Here is a 19,339-nt window from a genome sequence, read left to right on the forward strand (position 1 = left end):
TCCTTATCCTCTTTTTGTATATATGTATGGTGGAAGTGAAGCACAACCTTTAAAATTCACCAATAATATAGATAAATATTCTAAAAAACAAAATCTTTTAGTACATTATTTAATTTTTTAAAAATTTTTAACACAAACCTTAAGACATATGGTAAAAAGAATGATGATAATAATACTAAAGCAGCCAAAATTAATATATTATAATTTATAGCTTGTCCTGATTTAACCTGATATAAATGTATTGCTCCTACAGATATAGCCCCAACAATTAATAATTTAGATGCTATCCATGAAACTACATTTATAATCTGGCATAATAATATTATTACCGATAGTATCGCTATTAATGGTAAAGCTAATATCTTAAATGGCAACATAAGCAAATCAAATATTTGTTTAGTATCACTTTTTTGACTTTTAACCGATTTTTGTTTTCTAACCTTTTCTTCTTTATTATCATTCAATTTATTTTTCTTATCTTCGTTTTTTGAAACTCCTTTTGAGGTAAAATCATTCTTTTTTGTACTAGCACTTCTCTCTTTGCTTATAGAATTTTTACTTTTATTATTACCCCCTAGTTCTCTTTCTACTTCTTGTGGTTGCATAATTAATGTTTGATTTTTATCCATTAGTGGACTTTCTTCTAAACTGTTTAAAGCTTCATATGCCTGATGAAACAACTTCAAAAATTCATTAAGTCGTTTTTCATTAACTACTTCTTTTTTTATTTTTTCTACTTGCTTTTCATAAGCTTCTTTTATTTCTTCTTTTGATGCACTTTTTTCTACACCTAATATTTTATAACAATCTGTCATTTCTTCTCTCCATTTAAAACCAATTAGTTAATATTCTTATTTTAATTTCACCTTATTACTTCTTAAAATATTATACTGAAATTTAAAACTAATTTAAAGTATTGCCTTCATATAATCTTCTTACAAGTTTACTTTTACACTGCTAAATTATATAAATTCTAGTTACCTAAGTTTCGTACAAACAAAACTTAAGTAGTTCCCATATTGTAGTTCCCAAAAAATAAATAATGATTAATCCCTCCCATAAGGAGCACTATCTTTCATAAATCCAATCATTACATTCTTTAGCCCTATAATTACATTCTTCTGAACTTGAAAAAAAAAATTCCGAAATAAGGACTGTGTAAAAAATGCAGTCCTTATTTTTTCACTGATTGGAATAAACTCAACTTATATACTCATTAGAAGCGCAGGAACTATATGGTATAATTATAGCCGAGGTGAGCTTATGCTAAAAATCGCAATTTGCGATGATGAAGAATGTCAAAGAATCGAACTTATAAATATGGTAAAAAAAGCATTAGAATTTAAAAACATTAAATATTTAATATTTCAATATGAAAATGGCGAAGACTTACTGCAATCAAAATTAGAAATAAATCTATACTTTTTGGATATACGCATGGATAAGCTTAACGGAATAGAAACAGCAAAAAAGATTAGGAAATTAAATAAGGAAGTAATTATTATATTTATTACTGCACTTAAAGAATATGTGTTTGAAGCTTTTGATGTTAAGGCTTTTCATTATATTCTAAAACCTTTATCGGAAAAAAAGTTAAGAAAAGTACTTTACTCTGCTTTACCACAATTTTATGAAGCAGATGATTTTATTCTTGCTAAAACAATCAGTCAATGTACTAAGATTTTCGTTAAAGATATAATGTATATAGAATCTCAGCTTAGAAAAATAAAAATTCATACCACTTATGATGTTATTGAGTATTATCACAAATTATCAGACATAGAAGAAGAATTAAAAAACTTTAATTTTTTCAAATGTCACAGGAGTTATATTGTAAATTTAAATTATGTAAGAAGTTATGATAATGTTTTTATAACCTTAAAAAATGGAGAAAAGGTATATGTGTCCAAATACAAGCTTACTGATTTTTCAAGAGCATTTATGTATTATTTAAAAAGTAAGGGTACCCCATATGGCTAATATACAGATTATTGATTTGTTTGGTTTTTTATCTACTATCCTTGCTCTACCTTTTCATTACACAATACAAATCCATTTTTTTAATAAATTTTTAGGTTTTAAGAGTAAAACATGGAAATGTATTTTTTTTATAATTCCTTTGGTACTTTTAAATATTTTAATTTACAAAGTGCAATCTCCGCTGGGTTTTGTAGTAAATGATCTACTTTGGTTTGCACTTTTGCTATGTTTATGTAATGGTAATTTTGTCTTAAAGCTTTACGCTGCAATTGTTCCAGCTACAATTTCATTACTTATTTACATCATTTTTTTAAGCTTTGATTATCGTGCTTCATCCTATATACTCACTTTAAATACGAGTTCTATATTAGATATTTTTATTCTTTTTCTAATAAATGTTGCTAGAGAATCCATAAATCTAATTTTGTTCTTTCTTTTTCTAAACAAAATAAGCGATTTTTTAAGCTTTAAAGAAAGAACTGTAGATGTATATCAAAGTTTGTATTTGTTTATTCCTTGCTTGGCAACTTATAGTTTAATATTAATCTTTTATTTTGTTCAAGCCATCCATATTGACAATAAAGATTATTACCTTTTTTCTATTTTTCCTAAGGTTTATTATGTTGTACCACTTGTAAGTATCTCCTTATTAATTTCCATAATTCTTAATGCATATATCTTTAAAAAGATGATTCAAGTGAAAGATATTGAGCAAAAAAACTTATTAATGGAACAACAGTTTAAACTTCAAATTAATCACAGCAAAAATCTTGAAAGTCTTTATAGTGGTACTCGTAGTATCAAACATGATATGAATAACCATCTACTTTGCTTAAAAAGTCTAGCTCAAAATGGGAATGTAGAAGAAATAAATAATTATCTTCATACACTTGGACAAACCATAGAAAAGTTAGACTATACTATCAAAACAGGAAATGCGATTTCTGATGCCATTATAAACGAGAAATATAATATTGCTAAAATGGAAAATATTAAATTTAATTGTGATTTTATCTTGCCTAATGAACTTATACTGGATTCTGTAGATTTATGTGTTGTATTAAGTAATTCATTAGATAATGCACTTGAAGCTTGTATAAAGATTCAAGATGAAACTGTAAATAAAGAAATTTCTATTACTTCATATATACAAGACTTATATCTAATAATTGAAGTTTCGAATACTATTGTAGATAAACTTCAATACAATGGTAATAAAATTGCAACTACAAAACAGGATAAAACTAACCATGGTATAGGAATTTCAAGTATAGAAATGATAGCAAAAAAATATAACGGAATTGTGGACATTATAATAGAAAAAAATAAATTTATTTTAAATATCATGCTTAAAGTAAAAGACAATCAGTGATGAATTAAGGGCTAGCTATAAGAAAGGGATGTTTTAGATGCAAATTAATTCAACTACTCCTAATCCAATGGCAAGCCAACCCTTTAATGCCACTAGTAAAAGTTCTCCAAAAAACAACGAAGCAGAAGAAAGACAACTTGATAGCGAGATTCAAAGTCTTGAAAAAGAAAAATCAGATTTAAACAAAGAAATTTATAATATAAAGGGTGATTTTGCACCACCTAAACCTAAAGAAGAGCTGATTAGACCTTTAAAAGATAAAATAAAAGTTATAGAAGCTAAAATACAGCAAAAGCAGGCTGAAAAAGCAGAAAAACAAGCTGAGAATTTAAAGGAACCTTCAAATAGCACAGAGGATAAAAAGTCTAATCCTATTAAAAAGAATGATATTGAAGGTAAGAGCTTTAATTCTGCTGAAGAGAAAAATGAATTTACCTTTGAACAATTAAGTGACTTTACTACTCAAGCTGGTATTATAAATGAAGCAAAAGTAAGAACTTCTTTAAAGGCTTCCTCTAACCTTCTACTTAAAGAAACTCCTTCTTCTGATGCTTCTAATACTTCTGAATACACAAGCTCTATCAATAATAAAAAAATTAATAATCACATAAAAAATGCTATTGATGCATATAACTTAGTAGAAAATAGTGATTCAGTAGATTCTACAACACATGCGTTAGCTTAAATAGACTATATTGCTACAAATACACTTAAACTTTACAACCTGTGTAAGGTAAAACTTGCACAGGTTCTCTTTTTAAGACTTTTTCATCTATATTGATATTGTTCTCTTTTAATTTACCGCTTTTGAGTTCTTTTAATTCAAGCAAAAAGCTTTCACTTTAATATTTATTTATTAAGCCAAAAACACGACCGCCTGTAAGCAGCTGTTTAAGCCACCTACAGGCGGTCGTGGATATGTATGGTGGAGGCGAATCGCGACCTTTAAAATCCACTAATATAAACAAACTTTTCATTTTTCAATAGTGCATTAGTTCTAATAGACTAATGTAACTTCACAAAATTAAAGATTGCAGTTAAAATTGCACATACTCCAGCAATTATTACCCAATCTGTCCATCGTCTTGACTTTCTTTTTTGTTTATTAACAATCATTCCAATAAAGCCTATTAATAATAAAATTATTCCTAGCGCAAACCCTAGAATAATACCAATGAACATCTTACTTCCCCCTTTTCCTTTTATATAGCATCCATTTGATTAATTTTTTTTATTAGCCCCCTCACTGCCAAAACATCTAATACAATGAGAATGCCTAATAATACTAAACCTATTTTCCAACTACTATTCATAATCATATTTCCTACAGTGGCAGCTAAAGCAAATGATATAATAATTGTAGTAGGCATTGATTTTTTTATAAAGCCCGCTGTCATAGAAAGAATTCCTAGAGCACCAACAGTTAAAGCTGTTAATAAAATAGTTTGTAAAGAAGCTAAAAAGAAAAATGGAGTTAACGTGTCCCTAACAATTGGACATATGAATTCGGTTATACTAAAAACAACTAAACAAGCTCCGTTACTACACATAAGAGCTATCACTGTAAATAAGGTAACTAAACATACTTTAGCAAGAAAAATTTTGCTGCGACTTACAGGGTAGTAGAATAGTAGTACTAGTTTCTTTCCTACATAGTCTTCTATTACAAGTCTAGAGTACATAACAGAAGAAAGTACAGTGAAAATAATCATCCCCATGATACCTACAAATTTAAAGATATTGGAGTAATTTTGGAACAAAGGATCCTTTTCAACTCTAGAAATTACAGAAATAAGATAGGTAAATCCTAAAAGAACTATACAAGAAATGATACTTGTTAAGACATAAGTTTTAATTTTAAACTTATCCATTTCTAAAGATATAAGTTTAAGCATATTCTAATTCCTCCTTCATTTTTTGAAAAAAATATTCTTCAAGGCTGTCATTTGAAGTTTTGGATTTAATTTGTGCCATGCTAACTTCATCAATAATTCTGCCATTTGCAATGATACCTATAGTATCTGCAATTTGTTCTATATCAGTAAGAATATGACTAGATATAAGAATGGTCATACCTTTATTTTTTACAAGACTAAGAAACAAATCTCTCATTTCTCGAATTCCCATTGGGTCGAGTCCGTTTAGAGGCTCATCTAATATAAGAAGTTTTGGCTGATGAATAATTGCCCGTGCAATACCTAGTCGTTGTCTCATGCCTAGAGAAAAGGTTGAGACGGGCTTTGTATTCATAGAAGAAAGACCAACCATTTCTAGAGTTTTATCTATATCCACATTCTCCTTATTCATATATGCAAGGTGCACTCTTAGATTCTCAGCTGCAGATAAATGTTCATGAAAAATAGGTGTTTCTATAATACTACCAATGTTTCTTAAAACTTCATTACTGCGGGAAGTTATGTCTATCCCCATTACTTTTGCTGTTCCTGATGTAGGTGTAAGTAAACTTGTCAACATCTTAAAAACAGTTGTTTTGCCAGCACCATTCATACCTAAAAAACCATAAATAGTACCTTGCTTTACATGCATAGAGCAGTCTTTAATCACTTCTACTTCATCAAAGACTTTTCCCAATCCATTGGTTTCTATAATCCATTTACTGTCCATATATTTATATCCTCCTATAAAATAAATTGCATATTTTCGCTCTTTCATACAAACCGTCGGTATGTATACATTCAAAAATAAACTACCTTAATGTAGGCAGATTATTTTGTATTATTACATATCTTTTTCATAGATATTCTCATAATATTGTACACATTGGGATGCAAATTCATCGTTGATCAAAGAAATTCCCATATAGTCTATTAAATCCTTTAGAAAATCTAATTTATTTAAAAATTCTTCCTTGGAAGTTATAAATATAGCAGGATTTATCCAAAAATTAAAAAGTAGCATAATAACTTCAGATGCAGCTTTCGGATTGGTAGCAGTTATTGATTTATCCTCTATACCCTCTTCAATTAATTTAGTTAGCATGGGAGCTGCATGTTGTATAGTATCTTCAAGATGTTTAGCAATCATTCGATGATTTTTGGTAAGAGAAAGTGATAATTTATCATTAATCTGCTTATTTGCATCTGCAATATTGCATATAAGAATTTTTTGAATTTTTTCAAGACCATTTAGAGTAAGGTCTTTATAAATTTCATTTAAATAAGTATTTTCTTCAAAACTCCTTTTACTAATTGCATCCATAATTTCTTCTTTAGATTTAAAATGATGATAGATCGCTCCCTTAGACATTCCTAAATCATTAACAATATCTTGAATGGTCGTTTTCTCATAGCCTTTTTCCATAAAGAGTTTTAAAGAAACATCTAATATTAGTTTTACTGTTTCTTCAGGATATTTATTACGTGCCACAAAACCCCTCCTAACATACATACGGTTGGTATGTATTTAGTATATCATATGTTTTAATCAATATCAATAACAGGAAAAAATCGTTTTTTACAGAACATCTAATCTTATAAGCTTTCCCTTATTTAATATAGCTGGTGAAGTTCACCTCGCTGTTCAAAAAACACAACCGCCTGTAAGCAGCTGTTTAAGCCACCTACAGGCGGTCGTGGATATGTATGGTGGAGGCGAGGGGTGTCGAACCCCTGTCCGAAAGTAGTAACTCCTGAGCATCTCCGAGTGCAGATAGTGTTTTAAATTTCCCTAGATTTAACGCCCACTAACAGGCTTTAAACTTCGGTAGCTTCATAAATTCCGTTCTCTACTCAAAGCTTTGTAGAGCTCGGTTCCCTACTAAATGACGCCCTAGTCCCAAGCCGTAGGCCTCCCGGGTAGGACGAGCTGCGCTAATTAGGCAGCTAACGCTAAATTATCGTTTGCGTTTATATTTTTCCTAGTTTTTTAACGCGGGTCCAGGACCCTCGACTCGCTTCTCAGGGGCAACTTACCCCCGTCGAAACCATGTACGCCCCCATGATTTAACTAATATTTTATTTTTCAAAGAACTTACTGACAACTTCTTTTAGTTATCAGTGACAATTTAGCTTTGAGTTATCTTACAGTTATTATAATACAACAATTTTTATTATTTATCAATAGTAATTATTAGATAAATTGATTAATTAAAGAAAACTTAAGCTTCTTTATCTAATACTTTGATCTTTCCTTTAATTGACGTTCAATGTCTCTCTTTGCTGCCTTTTCAAGCATAGAATCTCTCTTATCATAGTTCTTCTTACCCTTAGCTACAGCTAAGTTAACCTTAACTCTACCATTTTTTAAATACAATGATAATGGAATTAATGTATAGCCCTCTTGAGCAGTAAATTGCTGAAGTTTAAGTATTTCTTTTTTATGAAGTAAAAGCCTTCTATCTCTTAAAGGATCTCTATTAAATATATTTCCTTGCTCATAAGGACTTATATGCATATTACATATAAATATTTCATTATTCCTTATTTCAGCATAACTATCCTTTAAATTAGCCTTTCCCCCTCTTATAGATTTAACTTCTGTTCCTACAAGCTCTATTCCAGCTTCATAAGCTTCTTCTATAAAATAATCATGCCTTGCTTTTCTATTTTCAGCTAATGTTTTATTTCCTGTCTTCTTTGCCATTAGGTATCACCTACTTCGTTTATGGTACTTCTTAAAACAATATTATATTACAAATTTTACTAAAAGTCAAGCTTCACTTGGCTTTTAATGTTGAACCAAATGTATGGAATTTTCATCTAGAAAAGCGTTCGCTTCGCAAAAAATCTCTAATATTTCTTCCTTTTAAAACACCTAACCCTTATAAACTCGCTGCCGCTCAGACAATAGAGGGTTCTTACGATGTTTCAAACTCAGAAATAAAGAGATTTTGATGCTTGCTCAATACTTTCTACGATGCAAATTTCATACATTTCAACATTAAAAATTTCAACAATTTATTATTCATTTTCCTCAGTGTACTCTGTTATTGGAAGTACTACTTCTGTAAGAGTATCTTCTTTTAATTGCTCATGCTGACTATCACTATTATTTTCTGTAACATTGCCATCTAAATTTTCATCATTTTCATCTGACTCTTGATCTAATAATTCAAAGAAAATTTCATGTACATCTATATCAACTTTATCAACTTTAATTCTTACTGCATCTCCAAGTTTATACTTCTTCTTAGTTCTTTCTCCTATAAGACAGAGATGTTTTTCGTCATATATATAGTAATCATCATTTAGTGTACTTATATGAACAAGTCCTTCTATGGTATTAGGAAGTTCTATAAACATACCAAATGCTGTAACAGAAGAAATTATTCCTTCATAAACCTCTCCTATTCTTTCACTCATATATTCTGCTTTCTTTAGATCATCTACTTCTCTTTCAGCTTCATCTGCAAGCCTTTCCATTTCTGAAGATTGTATTGATGCCACAGATACTTCATCGGTAAGCTTATTTATTCTCTTATCATTAATCTTTCCATTTATATATTCTTTAATTATTCTGTGTATTATAAGGTCTGGATATCTCCTTATAGGCGATGTAAAATGGCAATAATATCTTGCTGCAAGTCCAAAGTGGCCCACAGATTCTGGTGCATATCTAGCTTTCTTCAAAGAGCGAAGCAGCAATGTATTTATTACGGTTTCTTCTCTTGTACCTTTGGCTTTTTCTACTATTCCTTGAAGAGATTTAGGATGAATTTCCTGTGTCATCTTTACTACATAACCTAAATTGTGAGCAAACTCATTAAAGTGTGTTAATTTTTCTATGTCTGGATCTTCATGAATTCTATATACAAATGGGACATTTGCCCAGAACATATACTCTGCAATAGTTTCATTACATACGAGCATAAATTCTTCTATAACTCTATTTGCTATAGCTCTTTCATAAGGTTCGATTTTTATAGGCTTGCCATTTTGATCCAAGATTATTTTACATTCTTCAAAATCAAAGTCTATAGCCCCTCTATCAATTCTCTTTTTATAAAGTATTTTACAAAGCTCTTCCATAGTCTTAAATTCTTCTAATAAATAATCATATCTTTTCATGAGTTCTTCATCTTTATCTCTAAGTATCTTAGTAACATCTGTATAAGTCATTCTTTCACTGGTTTTTATTACACTTTCAAAAACTTCATGATCTACAACCTTACCATTTCTGTCTATCTCCATCATACAAGTCAATGTAAGCCTATCAACCTTTGGATTTAAACTGCACATTCCATTTGAAAGCTTTTTAGGGAGCATAGGTATAACTCTATCTATTAGATATACAGAGGTTCCTCTTTTTAAAGCTTCCTTATCCAACGGATTTTTTTCCTTTACATAGTGTGATACATCTGCAATATGAACTCCAAGCTTATAGTTTCCATTAGATAATTTTTCAATAGATATAGCATCATCTAAATCTTTAGCATCTTCGCCGTCTATAGTAACAATTTTTAAATTTCTTAAATCAATACGTCTTTCATACTCTTCTTCTGGAATTTCTTCTGGAATTTTATCTACATAACTTTGAACCTTAGGAGGAAACTCCTCTGGAAGCCTATATTTTTTTATTATAGTTAAAATATCTATTCCACGGTCTCCCTTTTTACCTAATATCTCTACAACTTTGCCCTCAGGACTTCTTCTAGTATCTGGCCATTTTAGTATTTCTACTATAACTATATCTCCAGTCTTTGCTCCTTTAGCCTTTTCCTTTGGCACATAAATGTCTTGGTACATTCTTTTTTCATCTGGTACAACAAATCCAAAATTTTTACTTTCTTCAAATATACCTATAACATTTTTATTTGCTCTTTCTATTATTCTTATTATTTCCCCTTCACATTTCTTGCCTCCATCTTCTTCTTTTAATACTTTTACCATTACTTTATCACCATGCATGGCTCCATTCATATTAGATGAAGGTATAAATACATCTGGTCTATCGATTTCAGGTATTAAAAAACCAAATCCCTTTTGATGTCCTTGAAGCTTTCCAACTATTAACCCCATTCTTTCCGGAACTCCATAATGTTCTGTTCTTGTTTTAACTATGAAACCGTCCTTTTCCATGTAATCTAATGTCTTTAGGAACTCCTCATAGTCACTTTTCTTTATATCAAAAATTCTGGATAGTTCTCTAGCGTCCATAGGCTTATATGCCTGTTCTTTCATAAACTCAACTATAGTTTCTTGTAAGTTCATCTATTTCCCTCCTTAATTATATATCTATGGAAAATACACCTATATGTATATTCTTACTAGTAACCATTAAAGTTATTCTATATTTACTAAAGTATTCTTAAAACTTCTAAATACTATTAGATTTACATTCATGCTATAGGAAATTTATCCATATGTCAACTTAATTAATCTTTATACTTTATAGATTTTATACAAAAAGAGATCTAGCCTTAAGCCAAATCTCTTAAATTACTCATATGAATTTATCTAAATTATTTTTATTATTTGAATATTTCGAGTAGTATGCCACCATATTTTAGAATTACCGGTGCAAATACAAGTGAAACTATTGTCATAAGCTTTATTAATATATTCATAGAAGGCCCTGAAGTATCCTTAAATGGGTCCCCAACGGTATCACCTACCACTGCTGCCTTATGAGCAAAACTTCCTTTTCCGCCATGTTCTCCACTTTCAATATACTTTTTAGCATTATCCCATGCTCCACCAGAGTTTGCCATAAGTATTGCAACTAGCACTCCTGTAGCTACTGCTCCACCTATAAACCCACCTAGGGCTTCTTTTCCAAGAAGTAATCCCATAGCTAAAGGAATTACTATTGCAAGCACTCCTGGAAGAATCATTTCTCTTATAGCTGCTGCTGTAGATATATCTACACATTTCTTATAATCTGGTTTTGCTTTTTCTTCCATGATTCCAGGTATAGTTTTAAATTGTCTTCTTACTTCTTCTATCATTTCATTAGCCGCTTTACCTACAGATTCCATAGTAAGTGCTCCAAATAAGAATGGAAGCATTGCTCCTACTAACATTCCAACTAAAGTAATTGGATTTAATAAATCTATAGTTGTTATTTGTACTGCTTGTGCATAAGCAGCAAACAATGCTAACGCAGTTAATGCTGCTGAACCTATTGCAAATCCCTTACCTATAGCTGCTGTTGTATTCCCTACTGAATCAAGCTTATCTGTTATTTGCCTAACTTCATGTGGAAGATGAGACATTTCTGCAATACCACCTGCATTGTCTGCTATTGGTCCATAAGCATCTACCGCTACAGTAATACCAGTTATAGATAACATACCAACTGCAGATAGTGCTATGCCATATAGCCCCATATTCACATTAGTTGCTCCATCCATTATAAAAAATGATGCAAGTACTCCAATACCTATCAAAACTATAGGCCACATAGTTGAGTGCATTCCTACAGCAAGTCCTGATATTATAGTTGTAGCTGGTCCTGTTTCAGATTGACGGGCAATTTTCTTAACATAGTTGTAATCTCCAGAAGTATATATCTCCGTAATCTTTCCTATAAGCATCCCTACTACAAGTCCTGCAGTTATTGCAGTAAATGCTTTTAAGTTGCCAAAAATCAAATTACTTAGCACTGCTGCTACAACTATTACTATAATACCACTAATATAAGTCCCGCTATTTAACGCCTTTTGAGGATTAGCTGCCTTACTTTGTCTTGCAACCAATATTCCCACTATAGCTGCTATAATACCTACTGCAGATAATAAAAGTGCATATACCACGCCTTCATTATTCTTAAATACTACTGCACCTAAAGTAAGAGCAGATATTATTGACCCTACATAGGACTCAAAAAGATCTGCACCCATTCCCGCAACATCACCTACATTATCTCCCACATTATCAGCTATTACCGCAGGATTTCTTGGGTCATCTTCCGGAATACCTTCTTCTACTTTTCCTACCAAGTCAGCCCCTACATCTGCTGCCTTTGTATATATTCCTCCACCCACACGTGCAAATAAAGCTATTGAGCTTGCACCAAGTCCAAATCCTGTTATAACATTCATATCTCCTGCAAATATGATATATAACAATCCAATTCCTATAAGTCCTAGTCCTACTACAGACATACCCATAACAGATCCACCTGAAAAGGCTATGTTTAGAGCTTTATTTTGACTATGCCTTGCTGCTTCTGCAGTTCTAACATTTGCCTTAGTAGCAACGTTCATCCCAAAATATCCTGCAAGAATTGAAAAAAAAGCTCCAATTATAAAACATACAGCTGTTTGCCAATGTACAAATAAGGCTAACGCTGCTGCAACTATAATTATAAATATTGTAAGATACCTATACTCTGTTCTTAGAAAAGCCATAGCACCTTCATGAATATAACCTGAAATCTCCTGCATTCTTTCATTGCCATCACTTTCCTTTGAAATAAAACTACTTAAAAAGAAAGCAAATATAAGAGCTATAACTCCAGCTCCCACGGTATAAATTAAGTAATTATCCATATTATCATATCCCCCTGACTTTTGTAAATAATTTTACTTAATTATGTTTAAAGATACAGTTATTACAGCAAATAATATAGCGCATATTATTGTAAGCTTTGACATAGTTGATTCAAATGTTTTTGTTTTATTTTTAGCGTAAAAAGTGTCTGATGATCCTGTAAGCAAGCTAAATCCTTGAGTTTTAGCTGGCTGTGCAAGTACAGATATTATTAGTGCTATTGACACTATAACCTGTAAGATTATCAATGCATTTTTCATTCTTCCACCTCCATTTTTTTGTTAAGTTTTAATATTTTTCCCCAGTTTTTTTATATATCTTTTATTAATTGTAGCATAACTTCACTCTTTCAACAACTTGCTATAATTTGTAAATATGCTGAAATACAAAGCCATTCGCGATTATATCCATTTAATCCCATTTTAAACGCATATACATAAACTTTATATAAATAAGAGATTCAAGTTTCCCTGAACCTCCCATTTGTCATACTTTTTTATTTATTATCCTTTTATATTATAAAACGCCTTGAGCCCTCTATATTCTGCCATATCAGCAAGTTCTTCTTCTATTCTTAATAACTGATTGTATTTAGCTACTCTTTCACTTCTTGCTGGAGCACCAGTTTTTATTTGACCTGCATTTACAGCTACAACAAGATCTGCTATAGTTGTATCTTCAGTTTCTCCTGATCTATGAGATATTACCGCAGTATATCCTGCTCTTTCAGCCATTTCTATAGCATTTAATGTTTCAGTTAAAGTTCCTATCTGATTTAATTTTATAAGTATGGAGTTTGCTACTCCTTTTTCTATACCTGTGCTTAATCTATTTGTATTTGTTACGAATAAGTCATCTCCTACTAGCTGAACCTTATCTCCAAGTCTTTCAGTGATAAGTTTCCAACCTTCCCAATCCTCTTCTGCCATACCATCTTCTATGGATATTATAGGATATTTTTCAACTAGTTTAGCATAGTACTCAACCATTTCAGCTGGAGTTAACACTTTTCCTTCTCCTGCTAAATTGTATTTTCCATTTTCATATATTTCTGAGGAAGCTGGGTCAAGTGCTATATAAATCTCTTTTCCTGGAGTATATCCTGATTTTTCTATAGCTTCTACTATTACCTGTATAGCTTCTTCATTAGAGCTTAGATTTGGAGCAAATCCACCTTCATCACCTACCCCAGTATCATATCCCTTTGATTTAAGTATTGATTTTAATGAATGGTAAACCTCTGAACTCATTCTTAAAGCTTCAGCAAATGTTTTAGCACCTACTGGCATAACCATAAATTCCTGAAGATCTACATTATTATCTGCATGCTTTCCTCCATTTATTATGTTCATCATTGGAACAGGAAGAACCTTTGAATTAACTCCTCCTATGTATTGATATAATCCTAAGCCAATGTATTCTGCTGCTGCTTTAGCACAAGCTAAGGATACACCAAGCATAGCATTTGCACCAAGTTTTCCTTTATTTTCAGTTCCATCTAATTCAATCATAGTATTATCTATTGATACTTGATCAAATACATTCATTCCAATAAGTTCTTGAGCTATTAGCGTATTTACATTATCTACAACCTTTAATACACCCTTACCATTATACTTTGCCTTGTCTTCATCTCTTAATTCAACTGCTTCAAACATTCCAGTTGAAGCTCCTGAAGGTACTGCTGCTCTTCCTATAGTACCATCTTCAAGTACTACATCCACTTCTACAGTAGGATTACATCTTGAATCTAATATTTGTCTTGCAACTACATCTACTATCTCTACATAACTTTTCATTTTACAAGCCTCCTAAATTATTAATTATTATCATATTTTAATTATTTTCTAAATTGAACAATACTTTACCTGTCATTTCTTTAGGAATAGAAATTCCCATCTCTGATAACATAGTTGGAGCAATATCTGCTAAAACTCCACCTTCTATAAACTTTTTAGAATTAGCATCCTTACTTATATACATAAATGGAACAGGATTTGTAGTATGAGAAGTAAATGCTGTTCCTGTAGAAAAATCAATCATTTGTTCTGCATTTCCATGATCAGCAGTTACAAATACACTTCCACCCATAGTTAAAACTTTATCTACTATCTTGCCCATACATTCATCTACAACTTCTATCGCCCTTTTAGCTGCATCAATTACTCCTGTATGCCCTACCATATCAGGATTGGCAAAATTTAAAATTATCATATCATATAAATTTGTATCTAATCTTTTTAATAGTTCTTGTGTAACTTCATAAGCACTCATTTCAGGCTGCAAATCATAAGTTGCAACCTTTGGAGATGGAATAAGGGCTCTATCCTCTCCTTCATTTGGCTGCTCAACTCCACCATTGAAGAAAAATGTTACATGTGCGTATTTTTCTGTTTCTGCAATCCTAAGCTGCTTAAGTCCTAAACTACTTACATATTCTCCTAAAGTATTTTTATAACTTTCAGGTTTATAAGCTACTTTAACATTTTCTATAGTTTTATCATAAACAGTCATTGTTAAAAAGTTAAGACTTAATGTTTCTCTAATAAATCCATCAAACACCTTGTCGTTTAATGCACGAGTGATTTCTCTTGCTCTATCTGGCCTAAAATTAAAGAAAATCACAGAATCATTATTTTGAATCATTCCCGTAGGCTTATCACCTTTCATTATAACTGTAGGAAGCACAAACTCGTCTGTTTTATTGTCATGATAGGATTTTTGTACTGCTTCTATTGCAGAATTTGATTCCTCGCCTTTTCCAAGCACCATTGCATTATAAGCAAGATTAACTCTTTCCCACCTTTTATCTCTATCCATAGCATAATATCTTCCAGAAATTGTAGCTATTTTACCTACACCTATTTCAGCCATATAGTCTTCTAAATTCTCAATATACTCTATAGCTGAAGACGGCGGTACATCTCTTCCATCTAAAAATGCATGAACATATACATCTTTTAACCCTTTTTCCTTGGCTAGCTTTATTAATGCTTTAAGATGTTCTATATGGGAATGTACTCCTCCATCTGAAAGTAGTCCTAAAAGATGTAAAGAAGATTTATTTTCAATGGCCTTATCCATTACTCCATTTATTTCTGGATTTTTAAAGAAGTTTCCTTCTTTTATTTCTTTTCCGATTCTTGTTAATTCTTGATATATTATTCTCCCTGCACCTATGTTTAAATGTCCTACTTCAGAATTCCCCATTTGACCTTCTGGAAGTCCTACGCTTAAACCACTTGCTTCAAGTTCTGTATGTGGATAACTATTAAAATATTTTGTAAAATTAGGTTTGTTAGCTTTAGCTATAGCATTACCTTCTATGCCATTTGTTAGTCCAAATCCATCTAAAATCATGAGCATTACTGGTCTTTTATTCATATTTTCCCCCTACTACACCTTAAAAATTTACTATAGCTGCAAAGTCTTCCGCTTTTAAACTTGCTCCTCCAACTAAAGCTCCATCTATATCAGACATAGACATTTGTTCATTAATAGTAGAAGGTTTAACAGAACCACCATACTGTATTCTTACCTTATCTGCCACATCTTTTCCATATAAATTGCGTACTATGCCTCTAATAAATGCTATAGTTTCATTTGCTTCTTCAGATGTAGCTGTCTTACCTGTGCCTATAGCCCAAATAGGCTCATATGCTATAACCATATTTTCTACTAATTTTCCTGAAATAGAAGCTAAATCAAGCTTTACTTGTTTTGCTATAACTTCTTCTGTTATACCATTTTCTCTTTCATCTAAGGTTTCTCCTACACATAATATAGGAATTAAATTATGTCCAAATGCAGCTCTTATTTTTTTGTTTATTGTTTCATCTGTTTCATTGAAATATTGTCTTCTTTCACTATGCCCAATTATTACATAATCTATGCCCATATTCTCAAGCATTACTGGGGAAACTTCTCCTGTGAAAGCACCCTTTTCTTCAAAGTGCATATTTTGTGCTCCTACCTTTATATTTGTTCCTTCTACAGCTGTTTTCACTGCATGTAGACATACAAATGTTGGACATACTACCACTTCACATTTTGCATCTTTAACCATAGGCTTTAATTCTTCCACAAGCTTAACTGCCTCTTCTATGGTGTTATGCATTTTCCAATTACCTGCAATTATAGGTATTCTCATTCATTTCACCGCTTTCCAACTAATTATTGCTCAATGCTGTTATTCCTGGAAGCTCTTTCCCCTCTAAGAATTCAAGAGATGCTCCTCCTCCAGTTGATATATGAGTCATTTGCTCTCCAAAGCCTAACTGATTAACTGCAGCCGCACTATCTCCTCCGCCAATTACAGTAACTGCATTTGAGTTTGCCATAGCCTTTGCAACTTCTAAAGTACCTTTTGCAAAGTTTTCAAACTCAAATACTCCCATAGGACCATTCCAAATTACTGTTCTAGAAGATTTTATTTCATCAGCATACATCTTAGCTGTCTTTGGTCCAATATCTAATCCCATATATCCTTCTTTAATATTCTCATCTTCTGTGATTACAGGTTCTGTTGAAGCATCAAATTTTTCTCCTATTACATGGTCCACAGGAAGCATAAACTTTACTCCCTTTTCCTTTGCCTTTTCAACCATTTCTTTAGAATACTCTAATTTATCTTCCTCTACTAAAGAATTTCCTATTGTATATCCCTGTGCTTTTAAGAAAGTATAAGCCATACCTCCGCCAATTATTAAGGTATCTACCTTATCTAAAAGATTATTAATAACATTTATCTTATCTGAAACCTTTGCACCACCAAGTATTGCTACAAAAGGTCTTTCTGGACTTTCTACTGTATCCCCTAAAAACTTTAACTCTTTTTGAATTAAGTATCCACATACAGATACCTGTACAAATTCAGTAACTCCTACTGTAGAACAGTGTGCTCTATGAGCTGTTCCAAAGGCATCATTTACAAATACATCTGCCAAAGATGCTAATTCCTTTGAAAAACTTTCTTCATTTTTAGTTTCTTCTTTTCTAAATCTAGTATTTTCAAGAAGAACTACTTCTCCATCCTTCATCTCACTTACTGCTTTTTTAGCATTTTCTCCTACTACAATATCATCTGCTGCAAACTTCACTTCTGTATTTAAAAGTTCTGATAATCTTTTAGCTACAGGTTCTAGAGATAATTCCTTTTTAACTTCTCCCTTAGGCTTACCCATATGTGAACAAAGTATTACTTTTGCACCTTTATCTATAAGATATTTAATAGTTGGAAGTGCTCCTAAGAGTCTATTTTCATCAGTTATATTTCCATCCTTTATAGGTACATTAAAATCACATCTTACAAGTACCTTCTTACCCTTAACATCTATATCTTCAATAGTTTTTTTATTAAAAGCCATAGTAATCATCCTTTCTTTACATTAAAAAGGGTTTTGCCTTATAGCCATAACTACAAATCAAAACCCTCCTTTAGTTTATTGTTCAGCTATAATTTCAAATTATAGTCTATCTGCTACATATTTAGTTAAATCAGCAAGTCTATTTGAATATCCCCACTCATTATCATACCATGAAATAACCTTAACCATATTTCCTTCTATAGTCATTGTTGACATAGCATCAATTATTGAGGATCTTTCATCCCCTCTAAAGTCTATAGATACTAATGGTTCCTCACAGAATCCAAGTATTCCTTTCATATCAGTTTCTGATGCTTTCTTAAATGCAGCATTAACTTCATCTACAGTAACTTCCTTTGAAAGTTCTGCAACTAAATCTGTACATGATACTGTTGGAGTTGGAACTCTTAATGAGAATCCATTTAATTTTCCCTTTAATTGTGGTAATACTAGTGCAACAGCCTTAGCAGCTCCAGTTGTTGTTGGTATCATAGATTCTGCAGCAGCTCTTGCTCTTCTTGGATCTCTATGTGGAGCATCTAATAATCTTTGATCTCCAGTGTATGAGTGAATTGTTGTCATTAAACCTTTTACTATTCCAAATTCTCTATCTAAAACCTTAGCAAATGGTGCTAAACAGTTTGTTGTGCATGAAGCATTTGATATTATATTGTGATTTGCTGCATCATACTTTTCTTCATTAACTCCCATAACTATTGTTACATCTTCATTTTTAGCCGGTGCTGAAATAAGTACCTTTTTAGCTCCTGCTTCAATATGAGCCTTAGCTTTTTCTGCATCTGTGAATAATCCTGTGGATTCTATTACTATATCTGCTCCAAGCTGTCCCCATGGTAAGTTTTTAGGATCTCTTTCAGCAAATATTTTTATTTCTTTTCCATTAACTACGATTGAAGATTCTTTAGCTTCAACAGTACCTTCAAATTTTCCATATAATGAATCATATTTTAATAAATGTGCTAATGTTGCTGCATCTGTCAAATCATTTATTCCAACAACTTCTAACTGCCCTTCATAATTTTTAACTAATGCCTTAAATACATTTCTTCCTATTCTTCCAAAACCATTAATACCTATTTTAACCATAATAATATTCCTCCTTGAAATAAATATATGTAAAGTTAATTTTAACCAAATAAACATTCTAC

17 protein-coding genes and 1 other RNA gene are annotated in these 19,339 nt (G+C 31.5%); 3 read left to right on the forward strand and 15 right to left on the reverse strand.

The features are described 5' to 3' along the window. Nucleotides 1-80: 80 nt before the first annotated feature. Complete coding sequence (locus CRN98_RS05880; RefSeq protein ID WP_097026499.1) at nt 81-815, reverse strand: J domain-containing protein; 735 nt, start codon at nt 813-815, stop codon at nt 81-83. Between the two features lie 448 nt (nt 816-1,263). Here CRN98_RS05880 and CRN98_RS05885 point away from each other — a divergent pair, with 448 nt between their 5' ends. Genes CRN98_RS05885 through CRN98_RS05895 form a run of 3 tightly spaced genes read left to right on the forward strand, consistent with a single transcriptional unit; the run spans nt 1,264 to nt 4,037 of the window. Continuing rightward, nucleotides 1,264-1,980 (forward strand): LytR/AlgR family response regulator transcription factor, encoded by a 717-nt coding sequence (locus tag CRN98_RS05885; RefSeq protein WP_097026500.1) that lies wholly within the window; start codon nt 1,264-1,266, stop codon nt 1,978-1,980. Further along, the gene (locus CRN98_RS05890; protein WP_097026501.1) at nt 1,973-3,352 is read left to right on the forward strand and encodes a sensor histidine kinase; all 1,380 of its coding nucleotides are present in this window, start codon (nt 1,973-1,975) and stop codon (nt 3,350-3,352) included. The genes CRN98_RS05885 and CRN98_RS05890 overlap by 8 nt, the downstream gene beginning before the upstream one ends. A 37-nt stretch (nt 3,353-3,389) precedes the next feature. Then, entirely contained in the window at nt 3,390-4,037 is a 648-nt protein-coding gene (locus CRN98_RS05895; RefSeq protein ID WP_097026502.1) for a FlxA-like family protein, read from the forward strand. Between the two features lie 320 nt (nt 4,038-4,357). Here the strand turns inward: CRN98_RS05895 and CRN98_RS17690 are convergent, their stop codons facing one another. The 14 genes from CRN98_RS17690 to gap form a co-directional block, all read right to left on the reverse strand. Next, the gene (locus CRN98_RS17690; RefSeq protein WP_179631971.1) at nt 4,358-4,534 is read right to left on the reverse strand and encodes a hypothetical protein; all 177 of its coding nucleotides are present in this window, start codon (nt 4,532-4,534) and stop codon (nt 4,358-4,360) included. 20 nt (nt 4,535-4,554) lie between these two features. Further along, nucleotides 4,555-5,247 (reverse strand): ABC transporter permease, encoded by a 693-nt coding sequence (locus CRN98_RS05900; protein WP_097026503.1) that lies wholly within the window; start codon nt 5,245-5,247, stop codon nt 4,555-4,557. Further along, a complete protein-coding gene (locus tag CRN98_RS05905) occupies nt 5,240-5,977 on the reverse strand; it encodes an ABC transporter ATP-binding protein (protein WP_097026504.1) in 738 nt (245 codons plus the stop codon). The genes CRN98_RS05900 and CRN98_RS05905 overlap by 8 nt, the downstream gene beginning before the upstream one ends. A 114-nt stretch (nt 5,978-6,091) precedes the next feature. Continuing rightward, nucleotides 6,092-6,739 (reverse strand): TetR/AcrR family transcriptional regulator, encoded by a 648-nt coding sequence (locus CRN98_RS05910; protein ID WP_097026505.1) that lies wholly within the window; start codon nt 6,737-6,739, stop codon nt 6,092-6,094. 216 nt (nt 6,740-6,955) lie between these two features. Then, nucleotides 6,956-7,309, reverse strand: a transfer-messenger RNA (tmRNA) gene (ssrA, locus tag CRN98_RS05915). A 174-nt stretch (nt 7,310-7,483) separates the two neighbouring features. Further along, the gene (gene smpB / locus CRN98_RS05920; RefSeq protein WP_097026506.1) at nt 7,484-7,954 is read right to left on the reverse strand and encodes an SsrA-binding protein SmpB; all 471 of its coding nucleotides are present in this window, start codon (nt 7,952-7,954) and stop codon (nt 7,484-7,486) included. A gap of 317 nt (nt 7,955-8,271) precedes the next feature. Then, a complete protein-coding gene (gene rnr / locus CRN98_RS05925) occupies nt 8,272-10,521 on the reverse strand; it encodes a ribonuclease R (RefSeq protein ID WP_097026507.1) in 2,250 nt (749 codons plus the stop codon). Between the two features lie 260 nt (nt 10,522-10,781). Continuing rightward, on the reverse strand, nt 10,782-12,803 hold the full coding sequence (locus CRN98_RS05930) for a sodium-translocating pyrophosphatase (RefSeq protein WP_097026508.1): 2,022 nt from the start codon (nt 12,801-12,803) through the stop codon (nt 10,782-10,784). 33 nt (nt 12,804-12,836) lie between these two features. Continuing rightward, nucleotides 12,837-13,064: a preprotein translocase subunit SecG gene (gene secG, locus CRN98_RS05935; RefSeq protein WP_097026509.1), complete on the reverse strand. Its 228-nt coding sequence runs from the start codon at nt 13,062-13,064 to the stop codon at nt 12,837-12,839. A 243-nt stretch (nt 13,065-13,307) separates the two neighbouring features. Further along, the gene (eno, locus tag CRN98_RS05940; protein ID WP_097026510.1) at nt 13,308-14,603 is read right to left on the reverse strand and encodes a phosphopyruvate hydratase; all 1,296 of its coding nucleotides are present in this window, start codon (nt 14,601-14,603) and stop codon (nt 13,308-13,310) included. A gap of 37 nt (nt 14,604-14,640) precedes the next feature. Then, complete coding sequence (gpmI, locus tag CRN98_RS05945; protein ID WP_097026511.1) at nt 14,641-16,188, reverse strand: 2,3-bisphosphoglycerate-independent phosphoglycerate mutase; 1,548 nt, start codon at nt 16,186-16,188, stop codon at nt 14,641-14,643. A gap of 19 nt (nt 16,189-16,207) precedes the next feature. After that, nucleotides 16,208-16,954: a triose-phosphate isomerase gene (gene tpiA / locus CRN98_RS05950; protein ID WP_097026512.1), complete on the reverse strand. Its 747-nt coding sequence runs from the start codon at nt 16,952-16,954 to the stop codon at nt 16,208-16,210. A gap of 19 nt (nt 16,955-16,973) precedes the next feature. Further along, nucleotides 16,974-18,170: a phosphoglycerate kinase gene (locus CRN98_RS05955; RefSeq protein ID WP_097026513.1), complete on the reverse strand. Its 1,197-nt coding sequence runs from the start codon at nt 18,168-18,170 to the stop codon at nt 16,974-16,976. Nucleotides 18,171-18,269: 99 nt separating this feature from the next. Then, on the reverse strand, nt 18,270-19,277 hold the full coding sequence (gene gap / locus CRN98_RS05960) for a type I glyceraldehyde-3-phosphate dehydrogenase (protein WP_097026514.1): 1,008 nt from the start codon (nt 19,275-19,277) through the stop codon (nt 18,270-18,272). Nucleotides 19,278-19,339 lie beyond the last annotated feature (62 nt).

This window comes from Clostridium peptidivorans, assembly GCF_900205925.1.
Lineage (GTDB): Bacteria > Bacillota > Clostridia > Clostridiales > Clostridiaceae > Clostridium_AK > Clostridium_AK peptidivorans.